Consider the following 17,515-nt stretch of genomic DNA (forward strand, 5'->3'; position numbering starts at 1 on the left):
GGGACGGACGGCCACGCTGGGTGACATGAGTCAGAAATCCCTCGCTGAGATCGGCGCCCCCGTACGTCACTTCACGCTCCAGTTGTCCGCCACTCGAAGAGGCGCTCGACTGGCCCGCCTGCTCACCGAACGCCAGCTCGACGAGTGGGGCGAGCCCTGCGACGCCGCCGCGCAGGTGGTGGCGGAGCTGGCGTCGAACGCGGTGCTGCACGGACGCGTCCGGGGCAGGGACTTCCGGCTGGCCCTGAAGCTGCGTGCCGACCGTTCGCTCCGTGTCGAGGTCACCGACGCCCGGGGCGACCGGCCCCCGCGGCTCACCGGCCCGGCCCCGGACGACGCGGACGGCGGGCGCGGGCTGCGGATCGTCTCGGCGTACGCGCAGCGCTGGGGTGTGGTGGAGGCACCGGCGCACGGCAAGACGGTCTGGGCCGAACTGTCGTTGGGAGGGCGGCACTTGCCGGGGCGCGCGGTCTAGGGTGATCCGATGGACGTGGGGGCGGTGGTGATCGCCGTGGCCGGTGTGGCGGGGACGCTCGGGGGCGCCCTGCTCACCCAGCGCGGCGCCGAGAAGGCCAAGCGGCGCGAGCTGGAGATGGCGCGCGACCTTCAGGAGGCGCGGGAGAGCCGCGAGTTGCGGCGGAGCTGCTACACGGCGCTGCATCGCGACGCCCGGCAGTTCTGCACGGCGCTCAGCAGGCACCTCTACGTCCTGCGCGACCGGACGCCCGGCGACGAGGACGTCCAGGCGCTGGAAGTCGCGAAGGACACCTACCGCGACCGCTGGTCCGAGGCCCTGATGATCGCGCCGGACGGTGTGATCGCCCCGGCCCGGGAGGCGAACGGGGCCCTGAACCGGGTCTACGGCCAGGTCAAGCGCCTGGAGCAGGGGAACCCCCGGCCGGGCGAGACCCTGCGGTCGGCGGCCGAGGCGCAGCACGGCGTCTGGCCGCTGATCGGCGCCACGCGTGAGGCGATGCGCCGGGACCTGGGTGTGACGGAGACCTCGGCGGCCGACCCCGCGCCGCGGACGTCCTCCTCCTACAGTGACCTCACCGCCCTGCTCCGCGACTTCGAGGAGCCGGACCGCACCCCGTGACGGAGATCGGCATGAGCGATGAGCGCGAGGCGTACGAGGAGACCGGTGAGGTCCGCGCGTTCTGGGGCCGGCTCGGTCTGCCGGGGCTGATCGACGTCCACACGCACTTCATGCCCGAGCGGGTCCTGCGCAAGGTGTGGGAGTACTTCGACACCAACGGGCCGCTGATCGGCGGGCTCGAGTGGCCGATCACCTACCGGAAGGAGGAGGCCGAGAGGGCCGCGCTGCTGCGGGACTTCGGCGTCCGGGCCTTCACGTCGATGCTCTACCCGCACAAGCCGGGCATGGCCGGGTGGCTGAACGGCTGGGCGGTGGACTTCGCCCGCCGCACCCCCGACTGCCTGCACACCGCCACCCTCTACCCCGAGCCGGAGGTGGAGAGTTACGTGCGCGAGGCCCTGGAAGCGGGGGCGCGCGTGTTCAAGGCGCATGTGCAGGTGGGCGCCTACGATCCGGCCGACGAGCGTCTCGACCCGGCGTGGGGCCTGCTGGCCGAGGCGGGCACCCCGGTGGTGATCCACTGCGGCTCCGGGCCGGCGCCCGGCACGCACACCGGCCCCGAACCCGTCGCGCGGGTGCTGGCACGGCACCCGCGACTGCGGCTGATCGTCGCCCACATGGGCATGCCCGAGTACGAGGAGTTCCTCGACCTCGCGGAGCGGTACGACGAGGTGCGGCTGGACACGACGATGGCGTTCACCGACTTCACCGAGGGCTTCATGCCGTTCCCGCGCCGGGCCCTGCCCCGGTTCGCCGCGCTCGGCGACCGCATCCTGTTCGGCTCCGACTTCCCCAACATTCCCTACCCGTACCTGCACCAGCTCCACGCGCTGGAGCGGCTGGGCCTCGGCGACGACTGGCTCCGGGCCGTGTGCCACGACAACGCGGCCGCTCTGTTCAGCCGGTGAGCCGCTCGCGCACCCACGCCGGATCGGGGTTGGTGTGCGCCCGGCCCGCCACCACGACGGTCGGCACCGTCTCGTCGCCCTGGTTGGCCGCGCGCACCGCCGCGGCCCCGGCCGGATCCCGCCAGATGTCGACCCAGTGCACCCGGCGGGCGTCCCGGCCCAGCCGGACGCGCAGCCGCAGGCAGTACTGGCAGCCCGGCCGCCAGTAGACGACCGGCCGGCCGTCGGCCGCGCTGCGCCGCTGTGCCTCCCGCGCGTCGAGGGACCGGGGGAAGACCAGCGGTGAGTGCGTGCCCGCGAGGAGGAGGAAGAACAGGAGCGTGGCCGCGGACCAGCCGGTGCTCCCCGTGAGGAACAGCCCCGCGGCACCGGCCGCGCCGGAGAGCACCAGCAGCATCGGCAAGGTCCATGCGCGCTTCATGCAAGCGAAGGGTAGCCGCCGGGCGGGTGTCGGCCTCAGCGCAGCCGGTCCACGTACGTGTCCGTGCCCGGCACCGTCGGGACGAACGGGGCCACCAGCTCCACTCTCCCGAGGCCCGGCTCCGCCACCGCCGCGTCGAGGTCCGTGAACCAGGGGTCCCAGCACTCCCGCGGGTCCGTCTGGAGGAACCACAGCAGCGTCAGGCGGGTGCCGACGCCCTCGACCTGTTTCACGTAGGTCATGCGGTCGCCGGGCAGGGGCGTCGGGCTGAAGACCGTCACCAGCGCGGCCGGGGAGCCCGCCAGACGCCCGGGCAGGTGGCGGGTGCGCAGCCACTCCAGGAGCGCGGCGCGCCGCTGCGGGCCGTCCGCCTCGACGACCTGGAGGACCAGGCCCGCGTAGGGGTGGTCGAGGGCGTGGACGTCACGGGGACCGGCCGCCCCGTCGCGGTACACCGTCGCCTCGTGGTGCTGGAACGCCGTGAAGACGTGCGTGCGGTCATGGTAGACGCGGGCGTCCCGGTTGAGGCGCTTGTTGATGGCGACCGTCCAGCGCATGTGGTCGTCGTAGCGGCCCGCGGTGATCCAGTACGTGGAGAGGTAGCAGCCGGCGGTGACCGGCCGGGCGATCGCCGACTTCGCGGGGTAGCGCAGGAGTTGCAGGTCCCGGGTCGCCACCCAGCGGCGGCCCGCGTACATCCAGGGCATGGCCATCGCCCCGGCGTAGTAGTGGTCGTCCTCGTACCAGCGGTTGTACGCGTACTCGTGGCCGGGATGCGGCTCGACCATGGTGATGAGGGCGTGCCCGGGGTGGGTGCCGTAGGGGCCGACGGCGGCCAGTTCGGCGTACAGCTCGCTGCGGGTGTCCTCGCTCATGCCTTCCCCTTCGTCGGCGGCTCGCCCATACTCTGACGCTCCGTCAGATAGAACGCCAGGGTTCCGGTCCGGGGAGGTCCTGCCATGTCACTGCTCGCGGGGAAGACGGTCGTGGTGTCGGGGGTCGGGGCCGGGCTCGGGCGGCAGGTCGCGGCGGCGGTCGTACGGGACGGCGGGCGTGCCGTGCTCGGCGCCCGGACGCGGGCGAGCCTGGCGAAGACGGCCGCCGAGATCGACCCGGGCGGGACGCGCACCGCGTTCCTGGCCACGGACATCTGCGACGAGGCGCAGTGCGAGGCGCTGGCGGAGGAGGCGCGGGAGCGGTTCGGCGGGATCGACGCCGTGGTGCACGTGGCCGCGCTCGACAGTTGCTTCGGCGGTCTCGAGGACGCCGACTTCGCGTCCTGGCGGACCGTGCTGGAGGTGAACCTGCTGGGCACGCTGCGCATGACACGGGCCTGTCTGCCGTCGCTCAAAGTGCGGGGCGGGTCCGTGGTGTTCGTGGGGACGCAGTCGGCGGTGGCGGCCCCCTCGCAGGTGCGGCAGGCGGCGTACGCGGCGTCGAAGGGGGCGCTGACGAGCGCGATGTACTCGCTCGCGCGGGAGCTCGGGCCGTACCGGATCCGGGTCAACACCGTGCTGCCGGGCTGGATGTGGGGGCCGCCGGTGCGGGCGTACGTGCGGTCCGCGGCTCAGTCCGAAGGGGTGCCGGAGGCGACCGTCCTGGAGCGGCTGACCGGGCGGATGGCGCTGCCCGAACTGGCCTCGGATGCCGATGTGGCCGACGCGGCGGTGTTCCTGGCGTCGGACCGGGCGCGGTCGATCACCGGACAGTCGTTGCTGGTCAACGCCGGGGAGCTGATGCGTTGAGTTCATATGGATGAACCAAGGCCATCACGCCGAACATTTTTACCTCCCCTTGACCTTACGCTCACTTGTCGTGTTCACGCGGTAGCGCCCACGATGAGCGCCGGGCTGATCCCTGGGAGGGCGCACATGAACGGTCTCGACTGGGCCGTGCTCATCGGCTACTTCGCCGTGATGGTCGCGATCGGCGTCTGGTCGCACAAACGCGTCGACAACGTCAGCGACTTCTTCACCGCCGGCGGCAAGATGCCCTGGTGGCTCTCCGGCATCTCGCACCACATGTCGGGCTACAGCGCGGTGATGTTCACCGGGTACGCGGGCATCGCCTACACCTACGGCGTCACGTCCTTCGTCACCTGGTCCTTCCCCATCGCCCTCGGCATCGCCATCGGGTCGAAGCTGTTCGCCCCGCGCATCAACCGGCTGCGCTCCCGGCTCCATGTGGCCTCCCCGCTGGAGTACCTGAAGAACCGCTACGACCTCAAGACACAGCAGGCGCTGGCCTGGTCCGGGATGCTGCTGAAGATCGTGGACGTGGGCGCGAAGTGGGCGGCGATCGCCACGCTGCTGTCCGTCTTCACCGGCATCTCCCTCAACCAGGGCATCCTCATCACCGGCGCCATCACGGCGATCTACTGCACGATCGGCGGCCTGTGGGCGGACGCGCTGACCGAACTCGGCCAGTTCGTCATCCAGTTGCTGGCCGGCGTCGCGATGTTCGTCGCGGTCGTCGTACGCCTCGACGACCACGGCGGCTTCTTCGGCGTCTGGGACTCGCCCGAGCTCCAGGGCCACGAGAAACCGCTGGTCGGGCCGTACGGCACGGTGTTCCTGCTCGCCTTCCTCTTCATCAAGCTCTTCGAGTACAACGGCGGCATGCTCAACCAGGCCCAGCGCTACATGGCCACGCCGAACGCCAAGCAGGCCGAGCGGTCGGCCCGGCTGTCGGCGATCCTCTGGCTGGTCTGGCCGCTGGTCCTGTTCTTCCCCATGTGGATGTCGCCGCTGCTGGTCGAGTCACAGAAGCCGGACGGCTCCGACTCCTACGCCCTGATGACCGAACAGCTCCTGCCGCACGGCCTGCTGGGCCTGGTCATCGTCGGCTTCTTCTCGCACACGATGGCCATGTGCTCCTCCGACGCCAACGCCATCGCGGCCGTCTTCACCCGGGACTGCGCGCCGGTGATCTGGGCGCGGGCCCGGACCTGGAACCAGAGCCAGGGCCTGCGGGTCGCCCGGATCGCCACGGTCGTCTTCCTCGGTCTGTCCATGGCGGCGGCCACCCAGGTCAACTCGCCCGCGTTCAAGGACATCATCACGGTCGTCATCAAGTGGGTGGCCGGCCTGATGGGCCCGATGGCGATCCCGATGATGCTGGGCCTGCTGCGCGCGTTCCGCCGCTCCGGCCCGACCGCGGCCCTGGTCAGCTGGTCGATGGGCCTGCTCGCCTTCTGGCTGGTGAACTACCCGATCAACTGGAACGTCGAGGGCGGCGTGCCCCTCCAGTACCAGGTCTCGATCCCGCTGGCGGTCTCACTGGTCCTGTACATCCTCGTCGGCTTCCTCAGGCCGGAGGACACACCGGAGCGGCTGGCGATCATCGAACGCATCAACACCGACGACGACGGATCGGCCGCGGCCAGCATTCCCGCCCCGCCGTCCCCCACGGACGAGGTGGTCCGCACCGCCAAGGACTGACCCCCTGCCACGACCGGGCGGTACACCCCGCACGAGGGGGTGTACCGCCCGGCGCACGCGCGCGTGGGTCCGTCGGGTCAGGCCCTCGGGTAGCGGGCCAGCCAGCCGGGGGAGGAGCCCGCCGGGCCGTGCAGGGCCGGGCCCTGGGTCATCTCCATGGCGAAGTCGTCGGCCAGTTCCAGAATGGTGGGCCGACCCTCCAGCTCGGCCAGCCAGCCCGGCGGCAGGGCCGTCTCGCCGTGCAGGGCACCGAGCAGGCCGCCGGTCAGCGCGGCGGTCGTGGCGGACCGGCCGTCGTGGTTCACCGCGAGACACAGCCCGTGCCGGACGTCGGCCGCGACCAGCGCGCAGTACACCGCGGCGGCGACGAGCCCCTCCGCCGTGCCCGCCCCGGCGAGCTCCGCCACGCGTTCGGGACCGGGCATCCCCTGCCGCACCGCGCCCAGCGCATGCTGCAACGCCTCCGACACCGGCTGGTGCCCCGGCCGCGCGGCCAGCAGCCCGAAGGCCCGCTGCACGGCACCGTCGAGGCTCTCGCCCAGCGCCAGCGCGTGCACGATCACGGCGTACGCGCCCGCCGCGAGAGAGGCCGTGGGATGACCGTGGGTCTGCGCCGCGCACTCGACGGCCAGCTGGGCCACCAGCTGCGGCTCCCAGCCCACGAGCAGCCCGAAGGGAGCGGACCGGGCCGCCGCCTCGGGCCCGGCCTCACCGGGGTTCTTCGGCGCCTCCGGCGTCCCCATGGTCGGATCGCCGAGCCCCAGCAGCAGGGCGCGGCTGGGGTCCCGCCGCGCGTACAGCCACTCCTCCCGCGCCAGCCACCCGTCCTCCTTGCGGCGCTCGTCGGGCCCCCAGTCGCGCTGGGTGGCGGCCCAGCGCAGATACGCCCGGTGCAGATCGGTCGGCGGATGCCAGGCACCGGTGTCCCGCCTGACCTGCGCCCGGATCAGCCCGTCGACGGAGAACAGCGTGAGCTGGGTGAGGTGCGTGATTGCGCCGCGTCTGCCGTAGGCGGGGGCCAGGTCCACCAGGCCCTCCGCCCCGTGCGCCTCCCTGATCCCGTCGAGGGTCAGCCCGTCGACCGGCGCCCCCAGCGCGTCGCCCACGGCCACGCCGAGCAGGGTCCCCCGCACCCGGCTGCGGAAGTCCTGCTGCTCTGTACGGCCCCAGACGGCGCCGGCAGTCGCACCCACCCAGACCTCCCCGGGGACCGTCCATACGTACGACAGCTCAGCACTGTAATCGAACGGGAACGAGGGGTTCGGAGGGGCGCGATCCGGCGGACCGCGCACCGGTCAGCGCAGCTCCTCCGGGCAGGGCGTGCCCCGCGGGAACTGGTACGGCGCCGCCAGGCGATACGTCCCGGCCTTGGGAGCCAGCAGCTCCGTCCACTTGTCGCCCTGCGCGTCCTCCTCCGTCTCCGCCAGGCAGCCGTTGACGTTCACGTACGTCTTCGGCTCGTCCTCGGGACGGTTCGCGGACTCCTCCGTCTCCTGCGGCGGCTTCAGGCTCTTGCCCTCCGCGTCGACGATGCTCAGCCACGGCGAGTACGGGATGCGGACCAGGATCCGGCCCGCCTTCTTCACCTGGAGGACCATCTCGCCCTGCTCGGCCCGCTCGACCACCGCGTTCGGCTCGGCCAGCGGGGTGGGCGCGGTCACCTTGAACAGCTGCCAGGTGTCGTTGCCCCAGATCTGCGTCAGATACGGCAGCCCGCGCCGCACCAGCGCCCGCTCCCGCTGCCCCCCGTCACCGTCGGGCTCGCCCTTCGGCAGCACGACGTAGTGCACGGCCCAGCGCTTCAGCCACTCGTGGTAGTTCGCCGAGTTGAGGGTGTCGTCGTAGAAGAGGGGGTTGCGCTCCATGTCGGCCTGCCGGTTCCAGCCGCGGGCCAGATTGACGTACGGGGCGAGCGCGGAGGCCTCACGGTGGGAACGGGCGGGGACGACCTCGACCCGGCCCTTCTCGGCACCGACCTGCTGCAACTCGTTGACCAGCGGCGCCAGCTCGCGCGACCAGGACGCCGCCGGGGCCGTGTGCACGATGTCGTCGACCGTCTTGAAGCCGATCCACACCCCGAAACCGCACAGCGCCACCACGGCCGCGTACCACTTGCGGCTGCGCGGCACCGTGAACGGCAGCGCGGCGACCAGCGTGACCCCGGCGAACAGCATCGCGAGACGCGTGATGTTCGAACCGATCTGGGAGCTGATCAGCCACACCAGCACGACCCCCAGGCCGTACACCGCGGCCGTGAGCCGGACCGTCTTCCACTCCTGCGGGACCAGCACACAGGTGAGGACCGAGAACGCGAGCGGCAGCAGCACCGAGCCGATCATCATCGGCTGCGTCCCCGAGAACGGGAACAGCCACGCCGACAGCGCCACCACCGCCGTGGGCGCCAGCCCCAGCGCCCACGCGCCCGGCCGCCGCTTCTGCAGGAACAGCGCCACCGCCACCAGGCCCAGGAAGAGGCCCGCGACCGGCGACGCCATGGTGGCCAGCGCGGCCAGCGGCGCCGCGCTCAGGGCCTTCGCCCAGCGCTTGTACCGCCACCGGTAAGGCCAGCAGAACACGACGGCGACCGCGCCGAGCGCGAACATCATGCCGAGACCGAACGTCACCCGCCCGGACACCGCGTTGCAGAAGAGCCCGAACACGCCCGCCAGCGACGCCCACAGCGGATTGCGGACCGAGCGGCTGCGCAGCAGGAGCAGCGTCAGCAGCCCCGCCGAGACCGTCCCCGCGATCATCATCGTCGTCCGCACGCCCAGCACGGACATCAGATACGGCGACACCACGCTGTACGACACCGGGTGCATGCCGCCGTACCAGGCGAGGTTGTACGCCGAGTCCGGATGCCGGCCGACGAACTCCGCCCAGGCGTCCTGCGCGGCCAGATCGCCACCGCTGTTCGCGAACGTGAAGAACCAGAGGATGTGCAGCACCGCGGCGAGGCCCGTGATGGACAGGACCGGGTGCCGCAGCATGCGCTCACGCAGCGCCAGCACGGAGGCGGGCCACTCGAACCGGTCCCCGCCGCCCTCAGGCGTTCCGTCTGTCCCGGGGGTCTCGGCGGTCCCGGTGGTCTCGCCGGTCCCGGTGGTCTCGGGAGTCTCTGCTGTTTCAGATGTCTCAGGCTTTTCGGGCAGGCGTATTCGCGGGCCCGATACCGAGCCCGGATCGGCGTCGTCTGCGCGTGTCGGCTCCGCAGTGGCCACTCGAAGGCACTCCCCGTGTCCCGTCTTCTGTTCTCGGCTTCGCCGCCGCGCCGCCGCGAACGGCGACCTGTCCCGATTCGGGACGCTAGCACGCACCCCGCCGGGCGGCGCCCGGACGGGCCGTTACCGGCGGGGTGCGGTGGTGCGGGCTCGCGCCCCGGGTCAGCCCAGTCGCGTGAGCTTCGCCGTGAACCCGGGCTCCACCAGGTCCTTCTTCAGGGCGACCGGCACCTTGACGGCACTGGTGGTGCCGTCGCCGACGGTGAGCGTGCCCACCTTCGCCCCGGCCTTGGCCGTGTGCGGCAGGTCGTCCCCGGCGAACGTCAGCTTGACGGACAGGCCCGCCCAGCCGACGGCCGTGACGTCCTCGGTGACGGCGACCGGGGTGCGGCCGCCGAGACCGTCGTCGGCGTACCCCACGACGTCGCCCTTCTTCAGGATCGTCGCCGACTCCAGCGCGCCCTGCGCGGCCCGGATCAGCTTGTCGCCCTCGTGCAGCGCGGCGCCCAGGATCGTGTTGTCCGGGCCGCCGGCGGGCTGGCGCACGACCGCGCCGATGATCCGGTGCGTCTCGCCGTTCACGTCCTTCCTGGCCGCGAAGACGAGGTTGCCGAGCGCCGAGGTGGTGGTGCCGGTCTTGATGCCGGTGACGTCGTTGTAACCGACCAGGCGGTTCCAGTTGTCGTGCTTCTTCCCCTTGTAGTCGACGTACGACATCATCGTCGCGACCTCGCGGAAGGCGGGCTGCTGCATGGCGGCCCTGGCGAGCTTCACCTGGTCCACGGCCGTGGAGACGGTCGTGTTGTTCAGGCCCGACGGGTCGGTGTACGTCGTGTTCTTCATGCCGAGGTCCTTGGCGGCGTCGTTCATCTTCTGCACGAACGCCTTCTCGGACCCCGCGTCCCAGCGGGCGAGCAGCCGCGCCACGTTGTTCGCGGACGCGATCAGGATGCTCTCCAGGGCCTCCCGCTGGGTGATCTTGTCGCCCTTGGTGACGTCGACGGTGGACTCCTGTCCGGCGTCGGACTGGTCCTGGGCGGCCTGGTCGATCGGGATCTTCGGACCGTCCTCGCCGCTCTTGAGCGGGTGATCGCGCAGGACGAGGTAGGCGGTCATGACCTTGGCGACGCTCGCGATCGGCACGGGCTTCTGCTCGCCGGAGGACCCGAACGTGCCGATGCCCTGCACGTCCAGCGCGGCCTGGCCCTGGGTGGGCCAGGGGATGTCGACCTTGCCGCCCTTGAAGGTGTAGCTGTCCTCGGCGGTGAGTTCGAGGGTCGGTGAGGGCAGCGGGCGCACACTCTGCACGACCGCGAAGACCACCACGAGCAGCAGCACCAGCGGCGTCCAGATCTTCACCCGCCGGGCCGCCGTCCGCAGCGGGGTCTCCGGGGGCGGCGGGGTGTTCGTCAGCTCGGCCAGCAGGTCCAGCGGCGGCTTCGGCGGCAGCGGCTGCTGCGTCGTCCGCTCGGGGCCGACGGTGGGCACGGGCGCGGTGGCCTCGGCCGGGGCCGGGGCCGGCTTCCTGGCCGCCGGTTCGTCCAAGGGCTTGAGCGCGACGAACTTGCTGGTCCGCTCGGCGTCCTTCTCCGGAACGTCCGTCTTCGGAGCGTCCGTCTTCGGGAGGTCCGACTTGGGGAGATCCTTGGCCCCGGCCCCGAGCTTCAGCATGGTGGTGGGCTGATCGACGGGAGGCCGCAGAGCCTTGAAGACGGCGGTGGGCTGATCGACGGGCCGTTCGGCGGCGGCCTTCGGCGCGCCCTCGGCTTCTTCGGAGGCACCGGCGGCGGCAGACTTCCGCCCGGGCTCGGCACTGCTGGAAGCCCGGGGATCAACCGGCTTGGACGCCTTGGTGGAGGTCTTCGCGTCGGCGTCGGTCGTGGCGGCGGCGCCCTTGGCGGAACGGTCCGCCTCCGGCTCGTCGGCGTCCTTCACGGCCTCCCGGGCCACCTCGGCCCGCCCGACCGCACGGCGCCCCGCAGCACCGCCGTCCTCGCCACCTTCGACGCCCTCACCGCTCCCGGCAGACTCGTCCACCGGCTCGGCGGCCTCGGCGGCCTTCCCGGAGGGGGCGGCCTTCCCTGCCTGGGTGGTCTTCCCGGCTTCGGTGGTCTGCCCGGCGGGGGTGGCTTTCCCGGCCTGGGTGGTCTTCCCGGCCTCGGTGGTCTTCCCGGCCTGGGCGGTCTTGTCGGCCTGCCCGGCGGGCTCGCCGCCCTTGACGGACCCTCCCGCCTCTGCGCCGGTCTTCCGGGCCCGGGCGGGCTCGTCCGCCGCCGCGCCGGTCTTCCCGGCCTCGGCGGGCTCGTCCGCCGCCGCGCCGGTCTTGCCGGTCACGGCGGGTTTGTTCGCCTGTCCGGTGGTCTTCCGGGCCCCCGTGGGCTCGGCTGCCTCCGTGGCGGGCTTTCCGGCCCCGGCGGGCTCGTTCGCCTCCGTGGCGGTCTTGCCGGTCTCGGTGGGCGCGTCCGCCTGCTCGGCGGTCTTGCCGCCCCTGGCGGGCTTCCCCGCCTCTGCGGTGCTCTTGCGGGCCCCTGTGGGCTCGTCTACCTCCGCGGTGGTCTCCCGGGCCCCCTTGGGCTCGTTCGCCGCTGCGGTGGTGGTCTTCCCGGCCTCGGCGGGCTCGTCCGCCTGCCCGGCGCTCTTGCCGGCCCCAGCGGGCTTCCCCGCCTCTGCGGTGCTCTTCCGGACCCCGGTGGGTCCGTCCGCCTCCACGGTCGTCTTCCGGGCCCCCGTGGGCTCGTTCGCCGCTGCGGTGGTCTTCCCGGCCTCGGCGGACTCATTCGCCTGCCCGGCGGTCTTGCCGACCCCCGCGGGCTTCTCCGCCTCTGCGGTGCTCTCCCGGGTCTCGGCGGGCTCCCCCGCCTCCCCGGTCGCGGCCCCGGCCTCGGTGGGCTCGGTGGGCTCGTCCGTGCGCCCGGTGGCCCCCTGGCCGCCCCGGCCGCCCTTGGCGTCCACGTCGGCAGGTTCTCCGTCCGCCGAAGCGACCCACGCGGCCACGGCGTCCCGCAGCCGCCCGTCACCACCCCCCGCGTCGGAGGACCCGGCGTCGGAGGACTCCGCGTCGGAGGACCCCCCGTCGGACGACCCGGCGTCAGCCGCCGCGTCCCCGGGGTCCGAGTCGTCCGCGGAGCGCCCGGTGTTGCCCGGGTCCTTCGCCGAACGGCTGGACAGCACGCGGGTCGCCGTGTCGGCAGCACCCCGCGTCGAGGACTTCTCCGCGTCCCGGGACACCGCGAGCCGCGGGTCGGCGGATTCGCTCCTGGCCTCCGGAACCGGACTCGCGCTCCCCGACGTCCTTCGTGCCGACGACTCGCGCTGCTTCGACCTGTCGGGGGACTCGCCCGCCACCGATGCCTCCTCCTCGCGCCGCACTCCCCGCGTGCGCGTACCGAACCGTGAACCGCCGCCCGTGACACCGCTCGGCGCTGTCCGAACCATGTACCAGTGTCCTGTGTGCGGGCCAAACCCATCCGGTAGACGAGAACGACATACCTACTGGTTCCACTACGAACCGGTCACGCACCCTCGACAGACCAATGTGAGAGGGGTCACCCTGTCTTTCATCCACGCGGGGAGGCATGGATGGGCAGGAGCCGCAGAACACTTCCGGAGGAGCTTCTGCTGCTGGCGTTGGACCCGACCACGGGTACCACCGCACAGCCGCAGTCGCTCGACCTCGGTCTGGCCGGAGCACAGCTAGTAGAGCTGGCGCTGGCCGGACGGATAGCCCCAGACGGGGATCGTATCGCCGTGGTGGCACCACGGCCGACTGGAGATCCGACGTTGGACTGCGCGTTGGAGTTGCTGCGAAGGCGTGGCGCTCCCGTGCGGGCAGTGAACTGGATTGGCGGGCCGCGACTGGGGCTGCGCCAGACCTACCTCTCGCATCTGGAGCGGTGCGGCATGGTGCATGCCGTGGCCGGCCAGATGTGCGGAGTGCTGCCGACGACTCGCTACCAGGCGACGGACACCGAGATCAGCCGGGAGATCAGGGCCCGGCTGGACTCCGCGATCCGCACCGGCGTACCGCCGGACCCGCGGACCGCGGCCCTCGCCGCACTCGCTCACGCGGTCGGTCTCGGCAAGCACCTGTACCCGGGCAACGAGGGGCGTTCCTCTCGATCCCGGCTGCGGGACCTGATCAGGCACGACCCCATGGGCGGTCTCGTCGCGCACGCGGTGATGGACGTCCAGAACGGCGTCGCGGCCCAGCCGCGCCGCAACCCGGCTCCGCCCGGCCGTCAGGCCGCGGGCGGAGCCAGGCCCGCACCGGAACCCGCCCGCGGCGTTCCGATGCAACCGCGCCACGGATCCATGGCGCGCGCCGTGGCCCACTGAGCCGCGCCGCGCCCGCACGGCCCACGACCGGTGCACGCACCACGGGACCCACGAACCCGGTCACGGGAGCCGCTGTCCGAGCGGGGCGAAGAGAGCGCAGACTCTCTTCGCCCCGCTCGGCGTGCCGTGCCCGAACTGGCGTGTACCCGTCGCATATCCACCGTTTCCCAGCGGTAGTAAGCACCTTGGTGGCAGTCTGCTCAACAGCAGATACGCAAAGTAGAGGCACGCAGCCGGAGGTGCACGTCCCGTGGCGTCCAATGTCAATCCCACCGTCAGGCGGCGCCGGCTCGGCCAGGAGCTCCGCAGGCTCCGCGAGCTCAAGGGCATGACGGCCGAAGAGGTGGCCGAGCGGCTGCTGGTGTCGCAGTCGAAGATCAGCCGGCTGGAGAACGGGCGGCGCAGCATCAGCCAGCGCGACGTCCGCGACCTGTGCGGGGTCTACGAGGTCGAGGACCAGCGCATCGTCGACTCGCTGATGCAGATGGCCAAGGACTCCCGGCAACAGGGCTGGTGGCACGCCTTCGGGGACATCCCCTACAGCGTCTACATCGGCCTGGAGACCGACGCCGAGTCGCTCAGAGTGTACGAACCCCAGATCATCACCGGCCTGTTGCAGACCAGGGCGTACGCCGAGGCCATCATCCGCGGCGGTTCGCCCGAGGCGTCGGAGGCGGACAACGACAAGCGCGTCGAGGTCAGGCTGCGCCGGCAGGGACGTATCACCGCCGAGACGGAGCCGCTGCGGCTGTGGGTGGTGCTGGACGAGGCGTCGCTGCACCGGGTCGTCGGCAGCCGCCAGGTGATGCGCGAACAGCTGGAGCACCTCATCGAGATGTCGCAACTGCCCCACATCACCGTGCAGGTGCTGCCGTTCGAGGTCGGCGCGCACGCGGGCATCAACGGCCAGTACTCCATCCTGGAGTTCGCCGACGCGGCCGACTCCAGCGTGGTCTACATCGAGGGCGTCACCAGCGACCTGTACCTGGAGAAGCCGCTCGACGTGCAGAAGTACACGGTGATGTACGAGCACCTGCGCGCCCAGTCGCTGAACGTGGACCAGTCCCGGCAGCTCATCGAGAACGTGGCGAAGGAGTACGCGCGCTGAGCCGCCACCGGAGGACGACCTTCCGCCGGGCAAAACGCGGGATGCTACCCCGTGACACGCCTGGCTGGAAGACTCCCCTGGAATATGCCATCCGGTCGAGTGAATGACTGCTCCGAACGAGGATGTGGGCGAGTAGCGTCGATCACGCCAACCACCAGCACGGGTTGGCGTAAACGCAACTCGCAACGGAGCGATCATGGCAATTCGTCTGGGCGCCACGGAAACGTGGACGACGTCCTCCTACACCAACAACAACGGTGCGTGCGTGATGGTCAGGTCGACCGTCGACGAGGCCCTGGAGCTCGGGGACACCAAGATCCCCGAGGGCCCCAAGCTGGCGTTTCCCGCCGACGCGTGGAGCGCCTTCGTGGCCTCGGTCAAGGCCTGACCACCGACCGACAGCACCACGAGCATCACCGGCAGAGCCCTCTCGACCAGCATCGCCGTCCTTGCCGAGAGGGCTCCGTCTGTGCCCGGAGACAGATTTCCGGGACAGCTCAGCTCACCGGGAACGCCACGTCACACACCGGGTCCTCGGGGCCGGCCGCCGCCCAGTCCGCGAAGTAGAGCTCCCGGCAGGGGCCGGTCGCCGTCAGTCCCCGCGCCGCCATCCACTCCTCCACCGCCTCGAACGCGGCCAGGATCTGCGGGTACGCCACCTGCGCCTTGGTGATCCTGGTGAACGCCAGCCGCCGGGCCGGTTCCACCCGTACCGCCGTCTCCCACGCCCTGCCCCGCCGCTGCGCCCAGGCCCGGGCCGCGGCCTCGTCGGCCACCGGCACGCACGCCTCAGCGGGGCCGTCGCTCTCCATCGACACCTCCGAGTGGTAGGCGACATACGGCACCCCGGTCATGCCTCCGCACTCCCGGGCCGCCTCCTCCAGCCGTCCCAGCGCCGCCCCGATCCACGCCGGCAGCTCGGCCGCCAGCGTGTGCCGCTTCTCGGAGACCACCACGTGGGCGGGCACCTCCACCGTCTCGACCGTGAACGTCCCGTACATCTCGGAGCTCCTCCCCGACAGTCGTCCACGGAGGTATGCGGCGAGCGTCCGCTGTCCCGCCACCCGCGCCTCGACGTCCGCCCAGTACATGCCGAGCAGCTCGGCGGCCGTCGGCCCGTCGCCCGCCGCGACCACCTCGGCGATCCGGGCGAGCGGCATGTCCAACTGCCGCAACAAGGCCACGAGCCGGGCCTGTTCGGCCTGGCCCGCGTGGTAGTAGCGGTAGCCGGTGCTCGCGTCGACGTGCGCCGGGGCCAGCAGGCCCAGCCGGTCGTACAGTCGCAGGGCCTTCGCCGACAGGCGGGCGCGCGCGGCGAACGCCCCGATGGTGAGCAGTTCCAGGTCCCGTTCCGGTCCGTCCACCACGGCATCCTCCGTCACCGGGCGGCTCTTCCGCCCGACGACGAGGACACTCGGGCCTGCCCCAGGGGCAAGGTCAACGCCCCGCAGGCCCCCTTTCAGGCCAGCTGGGCCTCGATCGCCGCGACCACCTCCGCCGCGTCCGGCTCGGTCTGCGGCGAGAAGCGGGCGACCACCTGGCCGTCCCGGCCGATGAGGAACTTCTCGAAGTTCCAGCGGATGTCCCCGCTGTGCCCCTCGGCGTCGGCGAAACCGGTCAGGCGCTGGTACAGCGGGTGCCGCCCCTCGCCGTTGACCTCGACCTTCTCGGTCATCGGGAAGGTCACGCCGTACGTCGCCGAGCAGAACTCGGCGATCTCGTCGGCGCTGCCGGGCTCCTGCCCGAGGAACTGGTTGCAGGGCACGCCGAGGACGGAGAAGCCGCGCCCGGCGTACTGCTCGTGGAGCTTCTCGAGGCCCGTGTACTGCGGGGTCAGGCCGCACTTGGAGGCGACGTTCACCACGAGCACGGCCTTGCCCGCGTACTGGGACAGGTCGGCGGAGCCGCCCTGCAGCGCACCGATCTCGACGTCGAGGGGAGAGGAACCGTTGGTAGTCGTCATGAGCAGACCCTAGCTCCGCCGGGTGCCGGGCCTCCGCGGGGCCTCGGTGGCCTCCACCAGCACCTGCCCCGCCGCCGTCCGCGAGTACAGCACCGACCTGCCCGCCCGCCGCCGCTCCACCAGACCGGCGTCCAGCAGCACCCGCAGATGCCGCCCGACGGAACCGAGGCCCTGCCCGGTCACCGCGACCAGCTGGCTGGTGCTCAGCGGCGAGCCGAGCCGGACCAGCACACCGGCGCGGGCCGTGCCGAGCAGCGCGCCGAGGCTCGCGGGCACCGGCCTGCCGCCGGGGTCGGCCAGCGCCCCGGCGCACGGGTAGACCAGCGCGTACCGGTCCGTGCCCTCCCACGCCACCCAGCCGATGCGCTGCGTCGTGATGGGCACGAACACCAGCTCGGCACCGGACAGCTCGCGCGGCGGGTACTCGTGCGCGTTGACCTGGAGCCGGTTCTCCCCGAGCCACTGCGTCCCCGGCCGCAGCGTGTCCAGCGCCGACGCCCAGCCGCCCCGGCTGACCTGCGCGGTCCGCGCGACCACATCGGCCTCCAGAATGCGCCGGCGCTGGGGCCAGTAGGGCTGGACCGCCGTCGTCCAGACGTACGTCAGGAGGTCGGCGGCGCGCTCCGGGAGGTCGTCGCGGTGCAGCGGAGGCGGGACCGGGCCGCGCAGCGAGACGGTGAGGTCCGTGCGGGCCGCCACCGGGTCGGCCGCCCGCACCCGCGCCACGCCCCGCTCGAAGGTCTCCCCGTCGCGCGGGGCGGGGGACAGGAAGTCGGCCGTCCACTCCCGCCCGATCCCCGCGCTGATCAGCTGCGCGGTCACCGGGTCCCGGGCCAGCCGCCGCCGGTAGGCCGGCAGATGGGCGTCGAGCCACCGCCGCTCGCCGGGGTGCGCCGCCTTCGCCGAGTGCAGCAGGCGCAGACTCGCGAAGGCCTCGGCGAACGGCGAGATCACGAACCGGCTCCGGGCCAGGGTGTCGGCGTTGATCTGCCACCAGCCCACGGAGCACCCCCTCCCCGAGGT

The 17,515-nt window shown here is 72.2% G+C and carries 16 protein-coding genes; 8 read left to right on the plus strand and 8 right to left on the minus strand.

Features of this window, described 5'->3' with window-relative positions; translation table 11 throughout:
• Nucleotides 1–25: 25 nt before the first annotated feature.
• Genes AC0665_RS29220 through AC0665_RS29230 form a run of 3 tightly spaced genes read left to right on the plus strand, consistent with a single transcriptional unit; the run spans nt 26 to nt 2,004 of the window.
• Nucleotides 26–475: an ATP-binding protein gene (locus tag AC0665_RS29220; RefSeq protein WP_478706100.1), complete on the plus strand. Its 450-nt coding sequence runs from the start codon at nt 26–28 to the stop codon at nt 473–475.
• A gap of 9 nt (nt 476–484) precedes the next feature.
• Complete coding sequence (locus tag AC0665_RS29225) at nt 485–1,096, plus strand: hypothetical protein (protein ID WP_468411563.1); 612 nt, start codon at nt 485–487, stop codon at nt 1,094–1,096.
• An 11-nt stretch (nt 1,097–1,107) separates the two neighbouring features.
• The gene (locus AC0665_RS29230) at nt 1,108–2,004 is read left to right on the plus strand and encodes an amidohydrolase family protein (RefSeq protein ID WP_468411561.1); all 897 of its coding nucleotides are present in this window, start codon (nt 1,108–1,110) and stop codon (nt 2,002–2,004) included.
• Here the strand turns inward: AC0665_RS29230 and AC0665_RS29235 are convergent.
• Nucleotides 1,994–2,425 (minus strand): glutaredoxin domain-containing protein, encoded by a 432-nt coding sequence (locus tag AC0665_RS29235; protein WP_478706101.1) that lies wholly within the window; start codon nt 2,423–2,425, stop codon nt 1,994–1,996. The two genes, AC0665_RS29230 and AC0665_RS29235, sit on opposite strands and share 11 nt — an antisense overlap.
• A gap of 35 nt (nt 2,426–2,460) precedes the next feature.
• Nucleotides 2,461–3,300 (minus strand): hypothetical protein, encoded by an 840-nt coding sequence (locus tag AC0665_RS29240; RefSeq protein ID WP_478607852.1) that lies wholly within the window; start codon nt 3,298–3,300, stop codon nt 2,461–2,463.
• Nucleotides 3,301–3,384: 84 nt separating this feature from the next.
• Here AC0665_RS29240 and AC0665_RS29245 point away from each other — a divergent pair, with 84 nt between their 5' ends.
• Both AC0665_RS29245 and AC0665_RS29250 read left to right on the plus strand, forming a co-directional pair.
• Nucleotides 3,385–4,170: an SDR family oxidoreductase gene (locus tag AC0665_RS29245; RefSeq protein ID WP_468636369.1), complete on the plus strand. Its 786-nt coding sequence runs from the start codon at nt 3,385–3,387 to the stop codon at nt 4,168–4,170.
• 126 nt (nt 4,171–4,296) lie between these two features.
• Complete coding sequence (locus tag AC0665_RS29250; RefSeq protein WP_478706102.1) at nt 4,297–5,865, plus strand: sodium:solute symporter family protein; 1,569 nt, start codon at nt 4,297–4,299, stop codon at nt 5,863–5,865.
• 77 nt (nt 5,866–5,942) lie between these two features.
• On the opposite strand, the gene AC0665_RS29255 is transcribed toward AC0665_RS29250, so the two are convergent.
• From AC0665_RS29255 to AC0665_RS29265, 3 genes are all read right to left on the minus strand, one after another.
• Entirely contained in the window at nt 5,943–7,058 is a 1,116-nt protein-coding gene (locus AC0665_RS29255) for an ADP-ribosylglycohydrolase family protein (protein ID WP_468411551.1), read from the minus strand.
• Between the two features lie 102 nt (nt 7,059–7,160).
• On the minus strand, nt 7,161–9,086 hold the full coding sequence (locus AC0665_RS29260; RefSeq protein WP_478706103.1) for an MFS transporter: 1,926 nt from the start codon (nt 9,084–9,086) through the stop codon (nt 7,161–7,163).
• Nucleotides 9,087–9,248: 162 nt separating this feature from the next.
• Complete coding sequence (locus AC0665_RS29265; protein WP_478706104.1) at nt 9,249–12,431, minus strand: D-alanyl-D-alanine carboxypeptidase; 3,183 nt, start codon at nt 12,429–12,431, stop codon at nt 9,249–9,251.
• Nucleotides 12,432–12,665: 234 nt separating this feature from the next.
• Between AC0665_RS29265 and AC0665_RS29270 the strand changes: the two genes are divergently transcribed.
• From AC0665_RS29270 to AC0665_RS29280, 3 genes are all read left to right on the plus strand, one after another.
• Nucleotides 12,666–13,421 (plus strand): GOLPH3/VPS74 family protein, encoded by a 756-nt coding sequence (locus AC0665_RS29270; RefSeq protein WP_363119270.1) that lies wholly within the window; start codon nt 12,666–12,668, stop codon nt 13,419–13,421.
• Nucleotides 13,422–13,671: 250 nt separating this feature from the next.
• Nucleotides 13,672–14,529 (plus strand): helix-turn-helix domain-containing protein, encoded by an 858-nt coding sequence (locus tag AC0665_RS29275; RefSeq protein WP_363119271.1) that lies wholly within the window; start codon nt 13,672–13,674, stop codon nt 14,527–14,529.
• Nucleotides 14,530–14,725: 196 nt separating this feature from the next.
• Nucleotides 14,726–14,917, plus strand: coding sequence for a DUF397 domain-containing protein (locus tag AC0665_RS29280; RefSeq protein ID WP_102912542.1), 192 nt, complete (start codon nt 14,726–14,728; stop codon nt 14,915–14,917).
• A gap of 109 nt (nt 14,918–15,026) precedes the next feature.
• On the opposite strand, the gene AC0665_RS29285 is transcribed toward AC0665_RS29280, so the two are convergent.
• From AC0665_RS29285 to AC0665_RS29295, 3 genes are all read right to left on the minus strand, one after another.
• Nucleotides 15,027–15,911 carry a MerR family transcriptional regulator gene (locus tag AC0665_RS29285; RefSeq protein WP_478706105.1) on the minus strand — a complete coding sequence of 295 codons (885 nt, stop codon included), beginning with the start codon at nt 15,909–15,911 and terminating at the stop codon, nt 15,027–15,029.
• Nucleotides 15,912–15,988: 77 nt separating this feature from the next.
• The gene (locus AC0665_RS29290) at nt 15,989–16,492 is read right to left on the minus strand and encodes a glutathione peroxidase (protein WP_468636380.1); all 504 of its coding nucleotides are present in this window, start codon (nt 16,490–16,492) and stop codon (nt 15,989–15,991) included.
• Nucleotides 16,493–16,501: 9 nt separating this feature from the next.
• Nucleotides 16,502–17,494, minus strand: coding sequence for an ArsR/SmtB family transcription factor (locus tag AC0665_RS29295; RefSeq protein ID WP_468411541.1), 993 nt, complete (start codon nt 17,492–17,494; stop codon nt 16,502–16,504).
• Nucleotides 17,495–17,515: the final 21 nt, after the last annotated feature.

This window comes from Streptomyces sp. NPDC043685 (assembly GCF_056436585.1).